This is a genomic window from Pseudomonas sp. PDM26 (genome assembly GCF_019219185.1).
Lineage (GTDB): Bacteria > Pseudomonadota > Gammaproteobacteria > Pseudomonadales > Pseudomonadaceae > Aquipseudomonas.
The window spans coordinates 12,795-34,364 of the sequence record NZ_JAHUWC010000013.1; the positions used below are offsets into that span (position 1 = coordinate 12,795).

General features: G+C 59.3%; 19 protein-coding genes. 7 read left to right on the top strand and 12 right to left on the bottom strand.

Annotation, left to right across the window (positions count from 1 at the left end; translation table 11 throughout):
- Positions 1-44: 44 nt before the first annotated feature.
- A complete protein-coding gene (locus KW849_RS23185) occupies positions 45-1,142 on the top strand; it encodes an aminopeptidase (RefSeq protein WP_218431426.1) in 1,098 nt (365 codons plus the stop codon).
- Here the strand turns inward: KW849_RS23185 and KW849_RS23190 are convergent.
- The 4 genes from KW849_RS23190 to KW849_RS23205 all read right to left on the bottom strand — a co-directional run bounded on the left by KW849_RS23190 (position 1,124) and on the right by KW849_RS23205 (position 5,204).
- Entirely contained in the window at positions 1,124-2,353 is a 1,230-nt protein-coding gene (locus tag KW849_RS23190) for a nucleoside recognition domain-containing protein (protein ID WP_218431427.1), read from the bottom strand. The genes KW849_RS23185 and KW849_RS23190 overlap by 19 nt on opposite strands.
- Positions 2,354-2,556: 203 nt before the next feature.
- Positions 2,557-3,888: a glutamate/aspartate:proton symporter GltP gene (gene gltP, locus KW849_RS23195; protein ID WP_218431428.1), complete on the bottom strand. Its 1,332-nt coding sequence runs from the start codon at positions 3,886-3,888 to the stop codon at positions 2,557-2,559.
- Between the two features lie 793 nt (positions 3,889-4,681).
- Entirely contained in the window at positions 4,682-4,846 is a 165-nt protein-coding gene (locus tag KW849_RS23200) for a DUF1328 domain-containing protein (protein WP_218431429.1), read from the bottom strand.
- A 70-nt stretch (positions 4,847-4,916) separates the two neighbouring features.
- Entirely contained in the window at positions 4,917-5,204 is a 288-nt protein-coding gene (locus tag KW849_RS23205; RefSeq protein WP_218431430.1) for a hypothetical protein, read from the bottom strand.
- 49 nt (positions 5,205-5,253) lie between these two features.
- Here KW849_RS23205 and KW849_RS23210 point away from each other — a divergent pair, with 49 nt between their 5' ends.
- The 3 genes from KW849_RS23210 to KW849_RS23220 all read left to right on the top strand — a co-directional run bounded on the left by KW849_RS23210 (position 5,254) and on the right by KW849_RS23220 (position 8,790).
- Positions 5,254-5,559 carry a hypothetical protein gene (locus KW849_RS23210; RefSeq protein WP_218431431.1) on the top strand — a complete coding sequence of 102 codons (306 nt, stop codon included), beginning with the start codon at positions 5,254-5,256 and terminating at the stop codon, positions 5,557-5,559.
- An 83-nt stretch (positions 5,560-5,642) separates the two neighbouring features.
- Positions 5,643-6,989: a sigma-54-dependent response regulator transcription factor AlgB gene (gene algB / locus KW849_RS23215; RefSeq protein WP_218431432.1), complete on the top strand. Its 1,347-nt coding sequence runs from the start codon at positions 5,643-5,645 to the stop codon at positions 6,987-6,989.
- 10 nt (positions 6,990-6,999) lie between these two features.
- Positions 7,000-8,790, top strand: coding sequence for an ATP-binding protein (locus KW849_RS23220; protein ID WP_218431433.1), 1,791 nt, complete (start codon positions 7,000-7,002; stop codon positions 8,788-8,790).
- Between the two features lie 7 nt (positions 8,791-8,797).
- On the opposite strand, the gene KW849_RS23225 is transcribed toward KW849_RS23220, so the two are convergent.
- From KW849_RS23225 to KW849_RS23255, 7 genes are all read right to left on the bottom strand, one after another.
- Positions 8,798-10,417 (bottom strand): EAL domain-containing protein, encoded by a 1,620-nt coding sequence (locus KW849_RS23225; protein ID WP_218431434.1) that lies wholly within the window; start codon positions 10,415-10,417, stop codon positions 8,798-8,800.
- 75 nt (positions 10,418-10,492) lie between these two features.
- Positions 10,493-11,272 carry an N-acetylmuramoyl-L-alanine amidase gene (locus KW849_RS23230; RefSeq protein WP_108218731.1) on the bottom strand — a complete coding sequence of 260 codons (780 nt, stop codon included), beginning with the start codon at positions 11,270-11,272 and terminating at the stop codon, positions 10,493-10,495.
- 92 nt (positions 11,273-11,364) lie between these two features.
- On the bottom strand, positions 11,365-13,359 hold the full coding sequence (locus KW849_RS23235; protein ID WP_218431435.1) for a GGDEF domain-containing protein: 1,995 nt from the start codon (positions 13,357-13,359) through the stop codon (positions 11,365-11,367).
- Positions 13,356-14,234, bottom strand: a complete 879-nt coding sequence (locus KW849_RS23240) for an endonuclease/exonuclease/phosphatase family protein (protein WP_218431436.1) — start codon at positions 14,232-14,234, stop codon at positions 13,356-13,358. The genes KW849_RS23235 and KW849_RS23240 overlap by 4 nt, the downstream gene beginning before the upstream one ends.
- Before the next feature lie 14 nt (positions 14,235-14,248).
- The gene (locus tag KW849_RS23245) at positions 14,249-14,890 is read right to left on the bottom strand and encodes a thiol:disulfide interchange protein DsbA/DsbL (protein WP_218431437.1); all 642 of its coding nucleotides are present in this window, start codon (positions 14,888-14,890) and stop codon (positions 14,249-14,251) included.
- 200 nt (positions 14,891-15,090) lie between these two features.
- The gene (locus tag KW849_RS23250; RefSeq protein ID WP_218431438.1) at positions 15,091-15,720 is read right to left on the bottom strand and encodes a cytochrome c; all 630 of its coding nucleotides are present in this window, start codon (positions 15,718-15,720) and stop codon (positions 15,091-15,093) included.
- Positions 15,721-15,765: 45 nt separating this feature from the next.
- Positions 15,766-16,056, bottom strand: coding sequence for a cytochrome c5 family protein (locus KW849_RS23255; RefSeq protein WP_218431439.1), 291 nt, complete (start codon positions 16,054-16,056; stop codon positions 15,766-15,768).
- Positions 16,057-16,247: 191 nt separating this feature from the next.
- On the opposite strand from KW849_RS23255, the gene yihA reads away from it, so the two are divergent.
- Complete coding sequence (yihA, locus tag KW849_RS23260) at positions 16,248-16,892, top strand: ribosome biogenesis GTP-binding protein YihA/YsxC (RefSeq protein ID WP_008002192.1); 645 nt, start codon at positions 16,248-16,250, stop codon at positions 16,890-16,892.
- A 421-nt stretch (positions 16,893-17,313) separates the two neighbouring features.
- Here the strand turns inward: yihA and polA are convergent, their stop codons facing one another.
- Positions 17,314-20,118: a DNA polymerase I gene (polA, locus tag KW849_RS23265; RefSeq protein ID WP_218431440.1), complete on the bottom strand. Its 2,805-nt coding sequence runs from the start codon at positions 20,116-20,118 to the stop codon at positions 17,314-17,316.
- Positions 20,119-20,192: 74 nt separating this feature from the next.
- On the opposite strand from polA, the gene KW849_RS23270 reads away from it, so the two are divergent.
- A complete protein-coding gene (locus KW849_RS23270; protein WP_104450417.1) occupies positions 20,193-20,480 on the top strand; it encodes a DUF2782 domain-containing protein in 288 nt (95 codons plus the stop codon).
- Positions 20,481-20,540: 60 nt separating this feature from the next.
- Positions 20,541-21,491 (top strand): homoserine kinase, encoded by a 951-nt coding sequence (locus tag KW849_RS23275; protein WP_218431441.1) that lies wholly within the window; start codon positions 20,541-20,543, stop codon positions 21,489-21,491.
- Positions 21,492-21,570: the final 79 nt, after the last annotated feature.

Consider the following 21,570-nt stretch of genomic DNA (forward strand, 5'->3'; position numbering starts at 1 on the left):
AGGCGGGATAATCTTGCGCAAAGACTCTCCAAGGAAGAATTATTGTGTTCAGGCCGCTTCCTAGCCTTGGATTACTTGATCGCGTTTTTCGCGTTTTGTTTCCGGGTGTGATGTTTTTGTTGCTCAACGGTTGCGCCGGCGTCAGCTACTACAACCAACTGGCCAGCGGCCAACTGCAGTTGCTGCGGGCGAGGGAGCCTGTTTCCAGCGTGGTTGCCGACCCGGCGCGCGATCAAAAACTGCGTACCCACCTGGAGCAATCGCAAAAGGCCCGAACGTTCGCCAGCCAGCAATTGCACCTGCCGGATAACCAGAGCTACCGCTTGTACGCAGACATCGGGCGCCCCTTCGTCGTCTGGAATGTCTTCGCCACGCCGGAGTTTTCCCTCAAACCCGTAAACCACTGCTTCCCCATCGCCGGTTGCGTGGCTTATCGCGGTTACTACAGCCAGAGTGCAGCCCGCGGCGAAGCAGCTTTGCAACGCTTGCAGGGCATGGACGTGTCGATTGGCGGTGTCGAGGCCTATTCGACACTCGGCTGGTTCAACGATCCGATCATCAATTCGATGATGGGCTGGGGGGACGAGCGACTGGCCACGCTGATCTTTCACGAGCTGGCCCATCAACGCTTCTATGTGAAGGACGACACGGAGTTCAACGAATCCTTCGCCACCTTCGTCGAGCAGGAAGGTACTCGCCAATGGCGCGCCTACCGCCTCCTGCCACCGGATAACAATGCGCAGGCGCGTCAGCGCAACCAGTTCACTGCGTTGGTGCTCAGGACCCGCACCCGACTGGAAAAGCTCTACACCTTGCCGTTGCCAACCGGACAAATGCGCCAGCGCAAGGCTGCCGAGTTCGAGCGCTTGCGCAGCGAATACCGGCAGTTGCGTGACAGTCAGTGGGCCGCAGACAAACGCTACGACACCTGGATCTATGCCCCGATGAACAATGCCCGGCTATTGCCGTTTGGTTTATACGACCAATGGGTACCGGCATTTGCCGCGCTGTTCCATCAGGTGGATGACGATTGGCTCAGGTTTTATACCGCCGTGGAGAAGCTCGGCGCCTTGCCCGCGGGCGAACGCAAGGCGGCGCTGAAAGCATTGGCTGACAGGGCCGATCAACCAAAGAACCAATAGCAAACCCCGATTGCACCCAGCACCCCGGCCAGCTCCGCCAGCAACGCACAACCGACGGCATGGCGCGCGCGCTGGATGCCCACGGCGCCGAAGTACACCGCCAGGACATAGAACGTCGTCTCGGTACTGCCCTGGACCGTTGCCGCCACCAGCGCCGGAAAGCTGTCGACGCCCGAGGTCTTCATGGTTTCGATCAGCATCGCCCGGGCAGCACTACCGGAGAAGGGTTTGACCATCGCCGTCGGCAGCGCATCGACGAATCGCGTGTCCCAGCCAGCCCACGCGACCAGATGGCGAATCCCTTCCAGGCCGAAGTCCAGCGCACCGGAGGCTCGCAATACGCCCACCGCGCAGAGCATCGCCACCAGATAGGGCAGCAAGTTTTTGGCGACGTCGAACCCCTCTTTGGCACCCTCGATGAAGGCCTCGTAGACCTTCACCTTACGCAGCGCGCCGATCAGCAGAAACAGCATGATCAGGCCAAACAGCGTCAGGTTGCCGAGGATCGATGACAGACCGGCCAGCGCGGTCGCCGAAAGGGTCGCCAGTAACGCCATGAACCCACCAAGGGCGAGGGCACCGGGGATCATGTAAGCCAGCACCACGGGGTCCCAGATGCGCAGGCGCTGCATGAACGCCACCGACAGGAAGCCGACAATGGTCGAGCAACTGGTCGCCAACAGGATCGGCAGGAACACCAGCGTCGGGTCGGGCGCGCCTTGCTGGGCGCGATACATGAAGATGGTCACCGGCAGCAGGGTCAGCGAGGAGGCGTTGAGCACCAGGAACAGGATCTGTGCGTTGCTGGCGGCGGTAGCGCTGGGATTGAGTTCTTGCAGCGCTTTCATGGCCTTGAGACCGATCGGCGTGGCGGCGTTGTCCAGGCCCAGGCCGTTGGCAGCGAAGTTCAGGGTGATCAGGCCGATGGCCGGATGACCAGGCGGGACTTCCGGCATCAAGCGCAAAAACAGCGGACCCAGGGCCTTGGCCAACCATTCGACGATCCCGGCTTTCTCGGCAATGCGCAGAAAACCCAGCCAGAGGGTGAGGGTGCCAAACAGCAGCACCATGACTTCGACCGACAGCTTGGCCATGGAAAAAATGCTTTCCACCATTGCCGCGAAAATCCCGGCATTACCGCCGATCAGCCACTGCGCCAGCGCCGATACGGCTGCCACGATGAAGAAGCCAAGCCACAGGCCATTGAGCATCAGTCAAATCCCCCCAAAAGATCCGCGAATGATAGCGGGGTGGCCAGAAACGACAAACCCCGGATTTCTCCGGGGTTTGTTGGTACTGCTGGCACTGCTCACTGTAGGAGCGAGCCTGCTCGCGATGAGGGCGGTACATTCAACATCTCTGTTGTTTGATATTGCGCTACCGCGAGCAGGCTCACTCCTACAGGGGATTTGTATCAGTTGCGGGAAATTTCACCAGCCGGCAGTTTTTCCTTGCTGCGCCAGTGCGGCAGGGAGTTCCAGTAGCGCTGGCCCTTGGCGTCGTCGTACATCCCTTCCCAACGAGCGATAACCAGAACAGCCAGGGCGTTGCCGATCACGTTCAGTGCGGTACGGGCCATGTCCATGACGCGGTCGACACCGGCGATGAACGCCAGGCCTTCCAGAGGAATACCGACGCTGCCCAGGGTAGCCAGCAGTACCACGAAGGACACGCCCGGTACGCCGGCGATGCCTTTGGAGGTGACCATCAACGTCAGTACCAGCAACAGTTGCTGGCTGATCGACAGGTCGATGCCATACAGCTGGGCAATGAAGATCGCTGCAATGCTTTGGTACAGGGTCGAACCGTCAAGGTTGAACGAGTAACCGGTCGGCACCACGAAGCTGCAAATGGCTTTCGGCGCGCCGTAGGCTTCCATCTTCTCGATCACGCGCGGCAGCACGGTTTCGGAACTGGCGGTGGAGTAGGCCAGTACCAGCTCATCCTTGAAGATGCGCATCAGCTTGATCACCGAGAAGCCGAACAGGCGAGCGATCAGGCCCAGGACCACGAAAGCGAAGAAGGCGATGGCGACGTAAACCAGGATCACCAGTTTGGCCAGCGGTATCAGCGACGCGAAGCCGAAGTTGGCCACGGTTACCGCGATCAGTGCGAACACGCCGATCGGGGCGTAGTTCATGATCATGTGAGTGACCTTGAACATGCTTTCCGATACGCCCTGGAACATCTTCACCAGCGGCTCGCGCAGGTCCGCCTGCAGGCTCGACAAACCGAGACCGAACAATACAGAGAAGAAGATGATCGGCAGCATTTCGCCGCGAACCATGGCCGCGAAGATGTTCGACGGGATCAGGTTGAGGATGGTTTGGACGAACGCGTGTTCATGCTGAACCTCGGCCGCCGTGGCCTGGTACTTGGAAATGTCCACAGTACCCAGGGTGCTCATGTCGATGCCTGCACCCGGATGGAACAGGTTGGCCAGCAGCAGACCGACCACGATAGCGATGGTGGTGACGATCTCGAAGTAAATAATGGTCTTGAAGCCGATACGCCCCAGCTTCTTGGCATCACCGACGCCGGCAATGCCGACAATCAGGGAGGAGATGACGATCGGAATCACGATCATCTTGATCAGACGGATAAAGATATCGCCTGCCGGTTGCAGGACGTTGCTGATCCACCAGGCTTTTTCGGCACTGAAATGGTTGAGCAGCGCACCGATTGCAATCCCCAATACCAGACCGATGAGGATCTGCCAGGCGAGGCTAAGCTTTGCCTTCTTCATATCTTTACCCTTACTTTGTTGTTTGACTCAGGGAGATGCGCGAACTGGAACGCTTATGGCGAAAAAGTCTAGTGCATCTGCCCCCGTATAAGGTGCCCCGGAACGCGTGTTTACGGCTCTCTGGCAGGTGAAAAAAGGCGCAACTATTCCGATGCAAGGGAGCGCCGTCTAATGCTGTAAACGCCTACCCTATGCCGAATCGGCATGAGGTTTTTTAGGTGAAAGGTGCGTCCCAACCGGTTCGAATACGACATTTCGGCAGGCATAAGTGCCGTGAACCGGTCATTACAGGGCAGATCGAGTGTTTTTTGAGCAGTGGCCGTGGGTTGATTTTTCAGCAGAATCCCGCAGAACGAAGCGAAAAATCGCGGCCAAAAAAAGGTGATTTTTCTCGATATACGGTCGCCGGTGAAACACCGGGAAAAGTATTTTCCGACGTAACCAGGACAAGGACGCGATAACGGTGATGACACCGAGACGAACGCTCTATTTCAATGTGTTGCGTGATCAAGCCCTTCGCAAGCCCGTCGAGCCATGACGGGCCGGCGAACTTGCGCAGCAGCTTTTCCTGACCCGGCCCTTGCGCAGGCACTCCCTGTACCCGTAGGTCACTCCGCCCCTGAAACAGGCAGAACGTCCCGACCCCTTGGTCATGCGCCAGCCCTCATCAGGTGACGCAGGTGGAAAGAGGCGCTGTGGCCCCCCTCATGTGCGAACTCAGTACCCGTTCGGATCTTTCTTCAGTTGCTCCATCAACAGGGCGGCTGCCAGTTTCTTGAACAAACCGTTCATGTCAGCTTTGACCGCGACGGCCAAAGAAGAAGGAAACAACGAACATCACCAGGAACACGACAAACAGAATCTTGGCGATACCTGTGGCGGTGCCCGCGATACCGCCGAAACCCAGTACGGCAGCGACGATGGCGATAACCAGGAATGTGATTGCCCAACTCAACATGGTAATTCTCCTTACGTTTCTGTTTAGAGGTGCCGCGTTTCCCGGCGCATTGGGTGCGCGGAAGTTTTACCTAGAACACCCAATGCTCCTGATAACGTATCTCACCCACAGGCCCGACCTGGTCGACATCCATCATGCGCATCGGGGTGCTATCGGCCTGACCGCTGCTGACTGCGCTGAAATGGGTTTGGGTCGGGCGCTGAATCGACAGACGTGGCGCTTCAGGCTGCTGGCCCTGTTCCCAGCGTTGAAACTGCTGGCCGCCGATCAGGGTGATCAACAGCGCCAGTACAGCAAACAGTCCTTGCTGGATATGCACAGGCGAAAGGCGCCGGTGGGTGGCACGTTGAAGGTTCATCCTGGAGCTCCTGCCACTCGGGTCGGTATTCGATAGCGGGCGCTGGATTTTGAATGCCCTGGTCAACCAGACAATTGCAGCCCGCATGCCAGCTTTGACTCGATTTAATTTCCTTGAATTTCAATATCTTAAGACCATAAAAGAAATCACTTTGCACGCATCCTGCACGATGCCACTTGCGCGGTCGTGCGTATTGCACGATTCGTTTGAAGGAAGGCGTAAATTTTTTGAATTGAGAGGAGGGCGCGGATGTCAGAAATACACGCTGGTTTTTGTAGGAAACCGGGCATCCATTAAAGGACCGGCGAAATCAGGTGGCAAAGCGATACATGGGATGAAAGCTATCCTGCCATGACAGGAATGGCTCAGAATCAATCATGCAACTTGCCCGATTTCTCTGAGACTAAATAAAGATTATTCATTAAGGAGCGTAGGAAAATGGAATCAGCCACGGAGCATCAAGGCCGCATTCTGCTGGTGGATGATGAGTCCGCCATCCTGCGTACTTTCCGTTATTGCCTCGAAGACGAAGGCTACAGCGTGGCCACCGCTACCAGCGCCGCGCAGGCAGAAGCCCTGTTGCAGCGACAGGTCTTCGACCTGTGCTTCCTCGATTTGCGTCTGGGTGAAGACAACGGCCTCGATGTGCTGGCCCAGATGCGTATTCAGGCGCCCTGGATGCGGGTGGTGATCGTCACTGCGCACTCTGCCGTCGACACCGCAGTGGATGCGATTCAGGCCGGTGCCGCCGACTATCTGGTCAAACCGTGCAGCCCCGATCAATTGCGGCTGGCAACCGCCAAGCAACTGGAAGTGCGGCAACTGTCGGCGCGACTGGAAGCCCTGGAAGGTGAAGTACGCAAGCCCCAGGATGGTCTGGACTCCCACAGCCCGGCCATGAAAGTGGTACTCGAAACCGCCCGCCAGGTTGCCACGACCGATGCCAATATCCTGATTCTTGGTGAATCCGGTACCGGCAAGGGCGAACTGTCCCAAGCCATTCACGGCTGGAGCAAACGCGCGAAGAAATCCTGCGTCACGATCAACTGCCCGTCGCTGAACGCTGAACTCATGGAAAGCGAACTTTTCGGCCACAGCCGTGGCGCCTTCACCGGTGCCAGCGAAAGCACCTTGGGCCGAGTCAACCAGGCTGACGGCGGTACGCTGTTTCTCGACGAGATCGGCGACTTTCCCCTGACATTGCAGCCGAAGTTGCTGCGTTTCATTCAAGACAAGGAATATGAGCGCGTTGGTGATCCGGTGACCCGTCGCGCCGATGTGCGCATCCTTGCGGCCACCAACCTCAACCTTGAGGACATGGCCCGCGACGGTCGTTTCCGTGAAGACCTGCTCTACCGCCTGAATGTCATTACCTTGCACCTGCCACCGCTACGCGAACGCCGCGAAGATATTCTCAACCTCGCCGATCGCTTCCTCGCACGCTTCGTCAAGGAATACGCCCGTCCCGCGCGCGCCTTCAGCGACGAGGCCCGGGAAGCGCTGCTGGGCTATCGTTGGCCGGGCAACATCCGTGAGCTACGCAACGTGATCGAGCGGGCGAGCATCATCTGTCCGCAGGAGCGGGTCGAGATCAGTCATCTGGGCATGGCCGAAACCCCGGTCCACAACGCACCGCGTATCGGCGCGGCACTGAGCCTGGATGAGCTGGAGAAAGCTCACATCGGCGCGGTCCTCGCCACCGCCGACACCCTGGATCAAGCGGCGAAAACCCTGGGCATCGACGCCTCGACGCTGTACCGCAAACGCAAACAGTACAACTTGTGAGCAACAGCGGATGAAACTGGCGATGAAATTGCGGACCCGGCTATTCCTGAGCATCTCCGCACTGATGACCATCGCGTTGCTCGGGCTCTTGCTCGGGCTGGTCAGCGTGATGCAGATGGCCGGCAGCCAGGAAATGCCCACCCGCAACAACTTCGTCACTCTGGACCTGGGGCTCAAGCTGCGTCAGATCCTGGGTGATCAACTGATCATCATGCTCAGCGAAAAACCTGACTCCGCCGCTTTCGCCGCCTCGAAGCAGCATTACTTCGAACTGCTGGAGGAAGGCATCGCCCAGGAGCCAGAACAGTCCGCAGGCGAGTACGGCTTCAGAAAAGCCAAGGCCGACTACGAGCGCTTTATACAGGCTTATGAAACGTCCCCGGACCCGTCGAATGCGCTCGGCAGCCACGGCAACCTGACGGAAAAATTCAACGCGCTACGCAATGGCCTGATCGCCGAGCACAAGCGCGCACTGGATAACATCAACGATACCGAGCGTCAGGCCCGGGAGCAGGCGCAGCTGATTGCCGGGTTGCTTGGCCTGGTGGGGCTGGCGGTGCTGATCGTCGGCTTCGTGACCGCGCAGGCCATCGCCCGGCGCTTCGGGGAGCCGATCGAGGCTTTGGTCAAGGCGGCGGACAATATCGGCCAGGGCAATTACGATGTCACCCTGCCGATCTCTTCGGCGGTGGAGCTGAACCAGTTGACCCGGCGTTTCGGGATCATGGCCCAAGCGCTGCGTGAACATCAGGCCACTAACGTCGATGAACTGCTGGCCGGTCAGCAGCGTTTGCAGGCCGTGCTCGACAGCATCGACGACGGACTGCTGATGATCGACCGCCAAGGCAATCTGGAACACCTTAACCCTGTGGCCCAGCGCCAGTTGGGCTGGGAGTCCGATCGTCTGGGTCAGGGGTTGGGCACGGCGCTGGAGCGCCCCGAGCTCGATGAGCAGCTGCAACTGGTGCTGCGCGGCGGTACGCTGGAGCGGGCACCGGAAGACTTGAGTGTCGAAGTCGATGGCGAGTCGCGACTACTGACTTATAGCCTGACCCCGGTAAGCCATACCCAGGGACACATTCTCGGCGCCGTGATGGTGCTGCATGACGTCACGGAACAGCGTGCCTTCGAACGGGTACGCAGCGAATTTGTATTGCGCGCCTCCCATGAATTGCGCACACCGGTCACCGGCATGCACATGGCTTTCGGATTGTTCCGCGAGCGCGTTCACTTTGCCCCGGATTCCCGGGAAGCCGACCTGCTCGATACTGTGAATGAAGAGATGCAGCGGCTGATGCAGTTGATCAATGACCTGCTGAATTTCTCCCGTTACCAGAACGGGTTGCAGAAACTCACTCTGGCGCCGTGTTCCATCGAGGCATTGCTGGAACAGGCTCAATCGCGCTTTGCCACATCGGCCGAAGAGAAGGAAATCAGTCTGCTGGTGGAAGTGCAGGGGCCTTTGCCACGGTTACAGGCCGACCAGGCACAACTGGACCGGGTACTCGACAACTTGCTCGACAATGCCTTGCGTCACACCGGCTCCGGCGGGCGGATACGCCTGCAGGCCCGGCGCCACGGCGACCGGGTCATCATCAGTGTCGAGGACAACGGCGAAGGCATCGCCTACGGTCAACAGGGGCGGATCTTCGAGCCGTTCGTACAGGTCGGACGCAAGAAGGGCGGGGCCGGGCTCGGCCTGGCCTTGTGCAAGGAAATCGTGCAATTGCATGGCGGGCGCATGGGCGTCTACTCCCGGCCAGGGCAAGGTACTCAGTTCTACATGGCGCTGACCGTTTAGCTCACCTTCACGTCTCGTCATCCAGACGTCGGCCAGCGCCCGCCAGGCGTCGGCCCCGGGTTATCAATTCAATGAACTGCACGGCGCTCAGCGCACGGGCGAACAGCCACCCCTGGCCGAACTTCACGCCTTCACTGCTGAGGAATTCGACCTGGGCCTCATGTTCGATGCCTTCGGCAATCACCTTCAGGTGCAGCGACTGGGCCATGTGAATGATGTGCGGGGCCACACCACTGCTGGCGGCGTCATGGCCCAACGCATCGATGAACGCCTTGTCGATTTTCAGGCAATCCACCGGCAGGGTTTGCAAATAGGCGAGGCTGCAATAGCCGGTACCAAAGTCATCGATCAACACCTGGTGCCCGACATCCCGTAACGATTGCAGGTTTTCCCGGGCCACCACTACATCCACCAGCCCGCGCTCGGTGACCTCAAAGGCAATTTGCTGCGCAGCGACACGGTGCAGGGTCAGCAGCCGCGCCATCACCTGACCAATCCGCGGAACCATCACATCACACGCCGCGAGATTGACCGAGATGTACAGTTGCGGGTTGGCACGCAGCAACTGGCCGAGTTGCTCGAGCAGGCGTTGCAGGACGAAGTCTGTCATCTGGCGAATCTGCCCGGTGTTCTCCGCCATTGGGATGAACAGGTCGGGACTGGTCAGAGTACCGTCCGGCCTGCGCCAGCGTAGCAGCGCTTCAGCCCCGACACAGTTGCGGCTATCGAGGTCGAAGATCGGTTGATACAGCACCTGCAACTCGCCACGGCGAATCGCGCCGGTCAGTTCGGCGTCCAGCGACTGCCGCTGGCGCACCAGCAGAAACACCAGGAACCCAACGCATATGCCCAGTGTGAGGCTGGCCGGCAGCAGCCACCACCAGACCGCCGGGATATGCATGCCGCTGCGCGGGCTGATCAACACCAATTGATATTCCGGATTGTCAGTGGGCATGCGGTATATCAGGCGTGTCTGGGTTATCTGCAGCGCATCACGGTTTCTCGGTGGCCAGGTCTCGGCCGGCGGCCAGACCTGAGAAGCGCCCAGCACCGGAATCGCGCGCGCGCCATGGTCAAGGACCACCAGCAGACTGCTGCCCGGCGACAGGTCGACCATATCGGTCAAATGCCCGCGAGAGGTCGCGACCCGGAAATTCCCGCGCCCGAGCATCAGCGCGGCGCGGTTTTCGTCGGGTTCGGTGGTGGTGTTGAGCCAATAGCTGTAAGTCGGGCCTTTGATGTCTGGCGATCGACTCAGTGACAGCCCTTCCTGGCGAGGGCGATTGGAGCAGATTCGCGAGGAGTCCATATAGGCAGCTTCGTAGACGAAGCGATAATTGAACGTAACCTGTTGCAAGGTCGCGATCATTTCCGCATCGCAGCCACGCAACGGCTGCGCTTCAAGGTCATCAAGGCTTTCGCGTAGTTGCCCGAAGAGCTGTTCCAGGCGGGCGAGGAAGCGCTCACCCTGAGCATTCATTTCTTCGCTTTCGTTTTGCTCGACCTGGTGAATGGCGACGAACAGGCTGCCGGCCATCAGTAACGTTGCGCTCAAGACAGCAGATATCAGCCCCAGAAACCAGGGGCGATGGAACCAACTACGGAAGGTCTCTCGAGCAGCAGGCATTGTGTAATATCCGAAGGATTACCAATGAGTTATAGCTGCTGATTGGGAAAACGCCCGCACCGTCTGGCGGTGTCATTATTTTGACTGATTCAACACCAAAAGTAGCGCTGCAGTTTGCGCATCCGGAGTGCCGTCGAAGCGCGCCGGACGGAAATGCATCTGGAATGCCGCTATCACATGCCGTGTCGCGACATCGAGCTCGCCGGTTTGTGGCGAGGCATAACCCAAGCGGGTCAACTGCGCCTGAAACCAGCTGATGCTCGGCAACTGCTCGGCGAACAACATTTGCTGGCGCGCCACCGACTGTTCATTCGGCCAGAGGCCCAAACCTTCGGCGGCCAGACGCTTCCAGGGGAACAGCGGCCCCGGGTCCAGCTTGCGCAATGGTGCAATATCGCTATGGCCAATGATGTCGCGAGGCTTTATGCCGTGACGTTTGCTGATGTCCTTGAGCAACACGATCAACGACTGGACCTGATCTTCGGTATAGGGATACCACACGCGCCCGGTCGGCGTGTCCTCGAAGCCCGGGTTGACGATTTCGATACCGATGGAACTGGAGTTCAGCCAGGTACGGCCATTCCACTCGCTCTCCCCGGCGTGCCAGGCGCGCACATTTTCATCCATCAGCTTGTAGATGGTGGCGCCCTTGTCGTCGCCGATCAGGTAATGGCTGCTGACTTCACCGTGGGTAAGCAGTTGCAACGAACGCTCCAGCGAGGCGTTGGTGTAATGCACCACCACGAACTGCACACGGCTGTCGTAATTGGCTGAAGGATGGCTGGTGTCAATACGGGGACCGCTGGCGCAGCCGGCCAGCAGAATCAGTGACGCGATCAGAGCAAAATATTTCATGGCGAAGGCAGTACACACAAGACAATAATGCAACAGTGTAACGTAATGCCTGGCGGACGGACGGCAATCAAACAAAATGGAACAATTGACGATCAGCCTGGCTCCACGCGGTTGCGGCCGGCATTTTTTGCGCGATACAGCGCCTGATCGGCTCTTTTAAGCGCTTGATCGCCGTGCTCTCCCTGCCTGAACGCCGTCATTCCGATGGACACGGTGATGGTCACCGGCTCTCCCTTGAAGTGGAACGGACAGGCCTCAATCGAGGCACGCAAGCTTTCCAGCAACTTCAACCCCGCCGCCGGCACCGTGGATGGCATTAACAGAACAAACTCTTCGCCGCCAAACCGCGCAATGAAATCCGTCCCGCGCAAACGCTTGCACAACACGCTGGCGATGATTTTCAGCACTTTGTCACCGGCCAGGTGCCCGTAGTTATCATTGATACGCTTGAAATGATCGAGGTCCAGCATGGCCAGCAGCAGCGTGTTGCCATGTTGCTGCCATTGTGTGACTTCATGGTCCAGGCGCTCGCTCCAGGCCGCGCGGTTGGGCAGACCGGTCAACGGGTCGACCAATGCCTTCTGACGCTGCTCTTCAAGGTGCTCACGGTAACCCTGGGCCTCCTGCTCCATATGGGCAACCCGCTCGGCCAGGCTGTGCAAGCGCGCAGCAACCTCTTGCTCGCGCTCATCGCGCTGTTTCTGGTGCTGGTCCATGGTGCCCAGCAAGCCTTCGAGATGGTTTTCCAGGACGTGCTTGAGATCTTCCAGGTCCGCGGCTTCCTGCATGCTGCTTTGCAAGCCATCGACCTGTTCGCGGATCTGCGTGTCCATCTGCCGCGCAGCCGAACGGTTGTCGGCGTGCCCTGCGGTGGCGGCCTGCAAGTTGCTCTGGAACGATTCGAGGCGTTCGTTCAATCGTTGTAGATAGGCTTCGAACTCATGCTGGCCGCTGTCGGTAATGGCCAGCATCAACGTGGCGAAGTCGTCGAGGATCGGCAGCAACTCGTACCAGTTCAAACCGTTTTTCAGACGATCGCGCATGGATTCGGCTTGCGGACGATAACGTTCGGGCAATGTCAGGTCTTCGAGCAGCCCTAGCAGCGTGTCTTCGATGTGGCTGGCCACCGAACTGTAGGAGGGCTCGGGGGAGTCCGGGAGTGCGTAGAGAATGTCGTGCCCGGATGGCGCCTGATCGGTGGCGACCACGTCCTGCGTCGTAATCGGAGGTACGGGCACACTATCCGTCGATGCTTGCACGGTCAGCTCGTCGGGGTTTGGTACCGACTCAGGAGGCGTCGCGACGGTTTCCGGGGTCGGTTTCTCGGCCGATTCGACTTCTGCCGCGGCTGAGTTGGCTGGTCGAGGCTCCGCAGCCGGAGGTGCAAAAGCCACGGCTGGCTCAGTCGGCACGGAGTCGTCTTCAACTCGCTCGGCGACGGGAACCTCGCAGATTGCTGGCTCGATCACGAATGGGGCCGACTCGATAATCGCCACAGTGCTCTCGGTTACAGGGGCAGCCAAGGCAGGAGAAGTAGCCGTTGAGGCCAACGTCTCCTGCGCTTCACGCCCCCCGAACAACCGCTGCAGCAAGCCAGGTCGATCGGGTTCCGCCGGGGTTTCCAGCTGGCTCAGGGCCTTGCCTTGCAAACCACTCAGCTCGCTGAGCAACAAGGGTATCTCACGTGCCTGACTGACCCGCGCCTCCAGCTGCTTGGCGAAACTCTTGAGTGGCCGGCTCACATCCCGTGGCAGTGGCAATGTTTGCAGTTGAGTGACCAGCGCAGTCAGGGCGGCACTGGTCTGGTTGACCCGGGTTTCCCGACGCTGTTCAGAGTCGAGCACGGCTTTTTCCAAGCGCGGAATCAGCGCGGCCAGGCCGGCGTCCATGTCGTCGGTACGCACGACCTCACGCATTTCCTTCATGCATTGGTCAACGGCGCGGTCGGTACCTTCCGCCGCCAGGGTGCTGCGCACCAGCCCACGACGCAGCAAGTCGAGCCGCGCGTCCCAGCGACGTTCGAGCTTTTCCTGTTGTTCGATGCTTTTGAGGTATTTCTCTTTCCAGCGCTGTGCTTCGTCGCTCATTCATGGGATCCGCGAAGGGCAGGACTCAACGCGGGCAATGCATCGGCCGTGAGCGAACCCGGCAGACGAATCTCTACCGCGACCGGCAGGTGATCGGAAATGGGCTGTGCCAGCACCTCGACCTTTTCCAGGGTCAGGCTCGGGCTTAGCAGGATATGGTCCAGGCAGCGCTGCGGGCGCCAACTGGGAAACGTCGCTTCCAGTTGTGGCGCAAGCAGGCCGAGATCGCGCAACGCGGAGTTTTGCAGCAGGTCACTGGCATGGGTATTCATGTCGCCCATCAGTACCTGGTGTTTGTAATCGCCAATCAGATCGCGGATGTAGGCCAGTTGCAGGCTACGCGCCCGGGCGCCCAAGGCCAGGTGCATCATGACCACCACTAGCGCTTCAGGGCCTTCGCCGAACCGTACCAGAATGGCTCCGCGACCTTTTGGCCCCGGCAACGGATGATCTTCAATGGCCCAGGGGCGCAATCGACTGAGCACGCCATTGCTGTGCTGGGCCAGGCGACCAAGGTTGCGATTGAGTTGTTGATACCAGTAGGGGAAGGCGCCGAGCTGGGCCAGGTGTTCGACTTGATTGACGTAGCCTGACCGCAGGCTGCCGCCATCGGCTTCCTGCAAGGCGACCAGATCGAAATCGCCCAGCAGATTGCCGATTTTCTGCAGATTGTCTGCACGCCCGGTGTGCGGCAGCAGATGCTGCCAGCCCCGGGTCAGGTAATGCCGATAACGCTCGGTACTGATGCCGACCTGGATATTGAAGCTGAGCAAGCGCAGACGACTGTCTACGGGCAGGCCCGTGGACTCCAGATGATGCTCGTTGACCCGCGGATCATGCCGGCCAACGACGCGTTCAGTACCCCATCGGCGCATGGCAGTGACTGCCCTTAGTTGGCGGCAGCCTTGTTAGCCGCCCGCTCTTTGTCGATCAGTTTGTCGGCCAGTTGCAGGGCCTGTTCGGCACCGCCGGCAGAACCCACGTCAAACCGGTACTTGCCGTTGACGATCATGGTTGGAACGCCGGTGATTTCATACTTCTTGGCCAGTTCACGCGCCTTGACGATCTGACCTTTGATAGCGAAAGAGTCGAAGGTCGCGAGGAACTTGTCCTTGTCCACGCCTTGGGTAGCGAGGAAGTCGGCCATGTCATCCTTGTCGGTCAGTTTCTTGTGTTCTTTCTGAATCGCGTTGAACACCGCGGCGTGAACGTTGTGCTCGACACCCATGGCTTCAAGGGTCAGGAACATCTGACCGTGGGCGTCCCACGGGCCACCGAACATCGCAGGGATGCGGACGAAGTTCACATCCGAAGGCAGCTTCTCCGCCCACGGATTGATCACCGGCTCGAAGGCGTAGCAATGCGGGCAGCCGTACCAGAACAGCTCTACCACTTCGATCTTGCCAGGCACAGCGACCGGAACCGGATTGCTCAGTTCCACATATGGTGCGGCGGGGGCTTCAGCAGCCTGGGCGGTCATGCCGAACAGGCTGGCAGCGGCAAAAACGGCGCTGATGATCAGATTACGCATGCTTTACTCCTGGACAAATTTTATCGCCTCGCGCGACTTGTTTTCAGACAGATCCTGGCGGGCTTGAGTTCTGTAGTGTAACGGCAGCGGCCACAAAAAAGGGCGGCCAAGGCCACCCTTTTTATACTTGCTGTCACGGATTAATCGAGCGTTAACGTTGCAGGCGATAAGCACCCTGTTCAACACCCGATCCGCCGGCCTTAGTGCAGGCCTTGAATGTAGCTGGACACCGCAGCGATGTCTTCGTCGCTCAACTTCTTGGCAATGGTCTGCATGGTCTTGGCATCGCCGTCGTTGTTGCGGCCGCCTTCTTCCTTGCGGAAGTCGGTCAGTTGCTTGGCGATGTATTGAGCGTGCTGGCCGCCAAGGTGCGGGAAACCGGCAGCTGCGTTACCTGCGCCATTTGGCGAATGGCACCCGGTGCAAGCTGGCATCCCCTTGGCCAGGTCACCGCCACGGAACAGGGCTTCACCGCGAGCGACAACTTTCGGATCGGCGGCGCCGACACTGCCTTTCTGGCTGGCGAAGTAGGCGGCGATGTCCGCCAGGTCCTGATCGCTCAGGTTGGTCAGCAGACCGGTCATTTCCAGAACGGTGCGCTTGCCCGACTTGATGTCGTGCAATTGCTTGGTCAGGTAGCGTTCACCCTGACCTGCCAGTTTTGGAAAGTTTGGCGCCATGCTGTTGCCATCCGGGCCGTGGCAGGCGCCACAGACGGCAGCTTTGGCCTGGCCGGCTTTTGCATCACCCGGTTGTACTGCCTCACCTGCAGCATGGGCCATGCCGGAGATGCCCACGGTCAACAGCAGACTCACGATCAATTTCTTCATCAGCTAATCCAACTACGGCTAAGGGTTAAGAGTTATGGACCGGGCTTACTCGCTCATCCAAAGGATGATGGCTTGGTAATCCTCGGCACTGCAGTCCATGCACAAACCACGCGGCGGCATCGCCTTGAAACCCTGGGTCACGTGTTGCACCAGCGTCTCCATACCTTTCGCCAACCTCGGCGCCCAAGCTTCCTGATCGCCTTTTTTCGGCGCCATGGGGAGTTGGCCGGAATGACAGGCACCACAAACACGGTTGTACACAGCTTGCGGATCCTGTGTAGCCTGAGCGCTGTAAAGCGGCATCAAGACACCGGCAGCTAGCAGCCATTTCGTCATAAAACGACCTTTTCAGGGTTGAGAGCGTGCTGCGTTCTAGTGCGCAATCAAGGTCTGTCGCTCTCGTGAACTTCATCCTACGCTGGGACAAAGCGCACACAAAATCTGCGGCATTATATACTGGCGTCACTGAAACGGAAGCGACACTGCTTGCCGCCCCCATTCCTGGCGCCGCCCACATCGGAAATCCCATGCAACTCAAGAATCCCATCCTCGGTCTGTGCCAACAGTCCACCTTCATGCTCAGCGCCGCCAAAGTCGACCAATGTCCGGATGACGAGGGCTTCGAAGTCGCCTTCGCCGGGCGTTCCAACGCCGGCAAGTCGAGTGCCTTGAACACCCTGACCCACGCCAGCCTGGCGCGCACCTCGAAAACCCCGGGGCGCACGCAACTGTTGAACTTCTTCAAGCTAGACGATGAACGCCGTCTGGTCGACCTGCCGGGCTACGGTTATGCAAAAGTACCGATCCCGCTCAAGCAACACTGGCAGCGTCACCTGGAGGCATATCTGGGTGGTCGCGAGAGTTTGAAAGGTCTGATCCTGATGATGGACATCCGCCATCCGATGACCGATTTCGACCTGCTGATGCTCGACTGGGCCGTGGCTGCCGGTATGCCGATGCACATTCTGCTGACCAAAGCGGACAAGCTGACCTATGGCGCGGCCAAGAACACGCTGCTCAAGGTTCAGGCAGAAATCCGCAAGGGCTGGGGTGATCTCGTGACGATCCAGCTGTTCTCGGCCCCGAAACGCATGGGCCTGGAAGATGCCTACACCGTACTGGCTGGATGGATGGAGCTGGCGGACAAGGGTGCCGAAGTAGAGGCCCAGTAAGCAGCGAAAGCTGCCTGGGTCGCCCCAGGCAGCTTTTTTTGCAGGCAAAAAAAACCCCGGACTTCATATGGGGAGGGAGAAGTTCCGGGGTTCAAGCTCTAGACCGCTAGGGCGGGGTCCAGATATCTGCCAACACTTAACACAACATAGGAGCATCGAAGGGCTTCACCAGCCATTCAGTAACTCTGAGTGGTGGTTCACAAGATTAGTTCAGATTTTTTTCAAATGGCTTTGAAATAACTCTAAGCGCCTTCCGGACTAAGCGAGTTGCGCCCTTCTGCCGCGGCACTATGCCGCAGCAGAACACGACAATTTTCTGTAGGAGCGAGCTTGCTCCGGGCGGCGTTCCGACGATGGAATTACAGTCGAAATCGATGTGTCTGACACTCCATCGCGAGCAAGCTCGCTCCTACAAGAAGGCTCAGTGAGCCTCATCCCAGTTATTTCCGACACCCACTTCGACCAGCAACGGCACATCCAGTTTCGCGGCCTCGCTCATGTGTACGCGAATTTCATCGCGAACCTGGTCGACCAGGTCTTCACGCACCTCAAGCACCAGCTCATCGTGCACCTGCAAAATGACTTTGGCGTCGAGGCCAGACGCGGTCAGCCAGTTATCCACTGCAACCATGGCTTTCTTGATGATGTCCGCAGCGGTGCCTTGCATCGGTGCGTTGATCGCCGTGCGTTCCGCGGCGGCGCGCTCTTGCGGCTTGTTGGAGTTGATGTCCGGCAGGTACAGGCGACGTCCGAAGAGTGTCTCCACGTAACCTTGTTCCGCCGCCTGCGCACGGGTGCGCTCCATGTACTGGCGAACGCCGGGATAGCGGGTGAAGTAGGTATCGATGTAAGCCTTGGCGGTCTTGGTGTCGACGCCGATGTCCTTGCCGAGCTTCTGCGCCCCCATGCCATAGATCAGTCCGAAGTTGATCGCCTTGGCGCTGCGGCGCTGATCGGAGGTCACGTCCGCCAGTTCGACCTTGAACACTTCCGCGGCGGTCGCGGTGTGCACGTCCAGATTGTGGCGGAAGGCGTTCATCAGCCCTTCGTCCCGGGAAAGGTGCGCCATGATCCGCAGTTCGATCTGCGAATAGTCCGCCGCCAGCAGCTTGTAACCTGCCGGTGCCACGAAGGCCTGGCGAATGCGACGCCCTTCGGCGGTGCGCACTGGAATGTTCTGCAGGTTCGGATCGCTGGAGGACAGCCGCCCGGTAGACGCCACCGCCTGGTGGTACGAGGTATGGATCCGCCCGGTACGCGGGTTGATCTGCTCCGGCAGACGGTCTGTGTAAGTGCTTTTCAGCTTGCTCATGGAGCGGTATTCCATGAGCACTTTGGGCAATCGATAGTCGTCTTCGGCCAGTTTGGCCAACACTTCTTCGGCGGTGGATGGCTGGCCCTTGGCGGTTTTCTTCAATACCGGCAAGCCAAGCTTTTCGTAAAGGATCACGCCCAGTTGCTTGGGCGAACCAAGGTTGAACTCTTCGCCGGCAATCTCGAAGGCTTCACGCTCCAGCGCCACCATCTTGTCGCCCAGTTCGATGCTTTGCACACCCAGCAGGGCGGCGTCGACGAAAGCGCCCTGGCGCTCGATGCGTGCCAGCACCGGCACCAGCGGGATTTCGATGTCGGTCAGCACGCTGGCCAGACTTGGAATGGCCGACAGTTTTTCGAAGAGAGTCTGGTGCAGACGCAAGGTGATATCCGCATCTTCGGCGGCGTAAGGCCCGGCCTGCTCCAGGGCGATCTGATCGAACGTCAGCTGTTTCACGCCTTTGCCGGCGATGTCCTGGAAACTCACCGTGGTGTGGTCCAGGTACTTCTGCGCCAGGCTGTCCATGTCATGGCGCGTGGCCGTGGAGTTGAGCACGTAGGACTCAAGCATGGTGTCGAAGGCGATGCCACGCACGGTAATGCCGTTGTCCTGATCGCCGCCGATGGCGCAGTTGGCCAGGATGTTCATGTCGAACTTGGCGTGCTGGCCGACCTTGAGTTTGTTCGGGTCCTCCAGAATCGGCTTGAGCGCACGCAGAACAGTGTCGCGGTCCAGCTGTTGCGGCACGCCGATGTAGGAGTGGGTCAACGGGATGTACGCCGCTTCGTTGGCCTGAACCGCGAATGACAGGCCCACCAGTCGTGCCTGCTGCGCATCGATGCCGGTGGTTTCGGTGTCGAAGGCAAACAGTTTGGCGTTTTTCAGTTTTTCCAGCCAGGCATCGAACCGCGCCTGATCAAGGATGGTTTCATATTGGGCGTCAGCGGCCACGACCGGTGCCTCGGCCTCGACGGCGCTGAACAGATCAACGGCCGGCTCAGGCTCGGCAGCGCTGCTCAGTTCGCTACGCTTGGCGTCCCGTTGCAGATCGTTCAGCCAGCTCTTGAACTCCAGCAGGGTGTAGAGCTCGAAAAGCTTGTCCGGATCTTCCGCGCCCATTTGCAGGTCATCGAGACCGATGTCCAGTGGCACGTCGACCTTGATCGTAGCCAGTTGATAGGAGAGGAATGCCATCTCCTTGTGCTCTTCAAGTTTGGCCGGCAGGGTCTTGGCGCCACGAATCGGCAGGGTCGGCACGATGTCGAGTTGCGAATAGAGTTCGGTCAGGCCGCCGTTCACACCCACCAGCAGGCCGGACGCGGTCTTGGGACCGATACCCGGAACACCCGGAATGTTGTCGGACGAATCGCCCATGAGCGCCAGATAATCGATGATCTGTTCGGGAGCGACGCCGAATTTCTCCTTCACGCCCTCCACGTCCATGCTGCTACCGGTCATGGTGTTGACCAAGGTAATGTGACCGTCGACCAGTTGCGCCATGTCCTTGTCACCGGTGGAGATGATCACCGGACGATCCGCCGCCGCACTGCTGCGGGCCAGGGTGCCGATCACGTCATCGGCCTCGACGCCTTCGACGCACAGCAGCGGGAAGCCCAGGGCGATCACGCTCTGGTGCAGCGGCTCGATCTGCACGCGCATGTCGTCAGGCATGCTCGGACGGTTGGCCTTGTATTCGGCGTACATGTCATCGCGAAAAGTCCCACCCTTGGCGTCGAACACCACGGCGAACGGACTGTCCGGATACTGCTTGCGCAGGCTCTTGAGCATGTTCAACACGCCCTTGACCGCGCCGGTCGGCAGGCCTTTGGAGGTGGTCAGCGGCGGCAGCGCGTGAAAGGCGCGGTACAGGTAAGAAGAACCGTCCACCAGGACGAGGGGGGCTTGGCTCATGAGCAGGATCAACCTTTTCGGCGGGTCCGGCGCTAGAATAGCGGGACCGTTGACGACAAAGGGACAAGGTTATCATGCGCACACTAAATCGCCTGTTGCTGGCTGGATTGTTTGCAATCGCACCATTGGCCGTCATGGCGGCGGACGATGCGCCAACGCCGGAACCGGATGTCACCATTCGTACGGAAGGGGACAAGCTCATTCAGGAATATCGCCAAAACGGCTTCCTGTATGCGATCAAAGTCACGCCCAAAGGCGGCAAGCCGTATTTCCTGGTGCGCGCGGATGGCTCGGAGGGAAACTTCATCCGCTCCGACTACCCGGATATGCTTATTCCGGCGTGGGAAATTTTTAAGTGGTAAGTCGTCCCTAACTTTAATCGGCGCTGGCTCAACAGCGGCGCCCGTACTGGCAGCTTAAACATGTCTGTGTTCACCCCCCTGGCTCGGCCCGAGCTGGAAGCTTTTCTCGCCCCTTATGGCCTCGGCCGCCTGCTTGATTTCCAGGGGATTGCCGCCGGTAGCGAAAACACCAATTTCTTTATCAGCCTGGAGCAGGGCGAATTTGTCCTGACCCTGGTCGAACGCGGCCCGGTTCAGGAAATGCCGTTCTTCATCGAACTGCTCGACGTGCTGCACGGCGCCGACCTGCCGGTACCTTACGCCCTGCGTACCACAGACGGCGTGGCCTTGCGCGAACTGGCGGGCAAACCTGCGTTGCTGCAACCGCGCCTGGCCGGCAAGCACATCAAGCAAGCCAACGCGCAACATTGCGCACAGGTCGGTGAGTTGCTCGGCCATCTGCACCTGGCAACCCAGGCCAATATGATCAAGCGCAAAACCGATCGCGGCCTGGACTGGATGCTGGAAGAAGGCACGCAGTTTCTCTCGCACCTCAGTGCCGAGCAGAAAGACCTGCTGCAACGGGCGCTGGAAGAAATCACCCGACAGAAGGAAAAAATCCTGGCACTGCCGCGGGCGAACATCCACGCCGACCTGTTTCGCGACAACGCGATGTTCGAAGGCACGCACCTGACCGGGCTGATCGATTTCTACAACGCCTGCTCCGGGCCAATGCTCTACGACGTGGCGATTGCCTTGAACGACTGGTGCTCGGACGACGATGGCGTGATCGATGGACCGCGAGCGCGGGCCTTGCTGGGCGCTTACGCGGCCTTGCGACCGTTCACCGCTGCCGAAGCCGAGTTGTGGCCGACCATGCTGCGGGTGGCTTGCGTACGATTCTGGTTGTCACGCTTGATCGCCGCGGAGTCGTTCGCCGGGCAGGATGTGTTGATTCACGATCCGATGGAGTTCCAGTTACGCCTGGCGCAGCGGCAGACGGTCAATACGCCTCTGCCTTTCGCCCTTTAAAACAAAAGATCGCAGCCTTCGGCAGCTCCTACGGACCGAGGTAGGAGCTGCCGAAGGCTGCGATCTTTTTGTTTCAGCG

Coding starts and splice junctions, on each gene's coding strand:
- KW849_RS23245 (WP_218431437.1), bottom strand. CDS start 14,890: ATGCGTAATCTGATCATCAGCGCCGTTTTTGCCGCTGCCAGCCTGTTC.
- KW849_RS23235 (WP_218431435.1), bottom strand. CDS start 13,359: ATGAGCGACGAAGCACAGCGCTGGAAAGAGAAATACCTCAAAAGCATC.
- KW849_RS23190 (WP_218431427.1), bottom strand. CDS start 2,353: ATGCTCAATGGCCTGTGGCTTGGCTTCTTCATCGTGGCAGCCGTATCG.
- KW849_RS23200 (WP_218431429.1), bottom strand. CDS start 4,846: ATGTTGAGTTGGGCAATCACATTCCTGGTTATCGCCATCGTCGCTGCC.
- KW849_RS23250 (WP_218431438.1), bottom strand. CDS start 15,720: ATGAAGAAATTGATCGTGAGTCTGCTGTTGACCGTGGGCATCTCCGGC.
- algB (WP_218431432.1), top strand. CDS start 5,643: ATGGAATCAGCCACGGAGCATCAAGGCCGCATTCTGCTGGTGGATGAT.
- KW849_RS23230 (WP_108218731.1), bottom strand. CDS start 11,272: ATGAAATATTTTGCTCTGATCGCGTCACTGATTCTGCTGGCCGGCTGC.
- KW849_RS23255 (WP_218431439.1), bottom strand. CDS start 16,056: ATGACGAAATGGCTGCTAGCTGCCGGTGTCTTGATGCCGCTTTACAGC.
- KW849_RS23240 (WP_218431436.1), bottom strand. CDS start 14,234: ATGCGCCGATGGGGTACTGAACGCGTCGTTGGCCGGCATGATCCGCGG.
- KW849_RS23275 (WP_218431441.1), top strand. CDS start 20,541: ATGTCTGTGTTCACCCCCCTGGCTCGGCCCGAGCTGGAAGCTTTTCTC.
- KW849_RS23270 (WP_104450417.1), top strand. CDS start 20,193: ATGCGCACACTAAATCGCCTGTTGCTGGCTGGATTGTTTGCAATCGCA.
- polA (WP_218431440.1), bottom strand. CDS start 20,118: ATGAGCCAAGCCCCCCTCGTCCTGGTGGACGGTTCTTCTTACCTGTAC.
- KW849_RS23225 (WP_218431434.1), bottom strand. CDS start 10,417: ATGCCTGCTGCTCGAGAGACCTTCCGTAGTTGGTTCCATCGCCCCTGG.
- KW849_RS23205 (WP_218431430.1), bottom strand. CDS start 5,204: ATGAACCTTCAACGTGCCACCCACCGGCGCCTTTCGCCTGTGCATATC.
- KW849_RS23220 (WP_218431433.1), top strand. CDS start 7,000: ATGAAACTGGCGATGAAATTGCGGACCCGGCTATTCCTGAGCATCTCC.
- gltP (WP_218431428.1), bottom strand. CDS start 3,888: ATGAAGAAGGCAAAGCTTAGCCTCGCCTGGCAGATCCTCATCGGTCTG.
- yihA (WP_008002192.1), top strand. CDS start 16,248: ATGCAACTCAAGAATCCCATCCTCGGTCTGTGCCAACAGTCCACCTTC.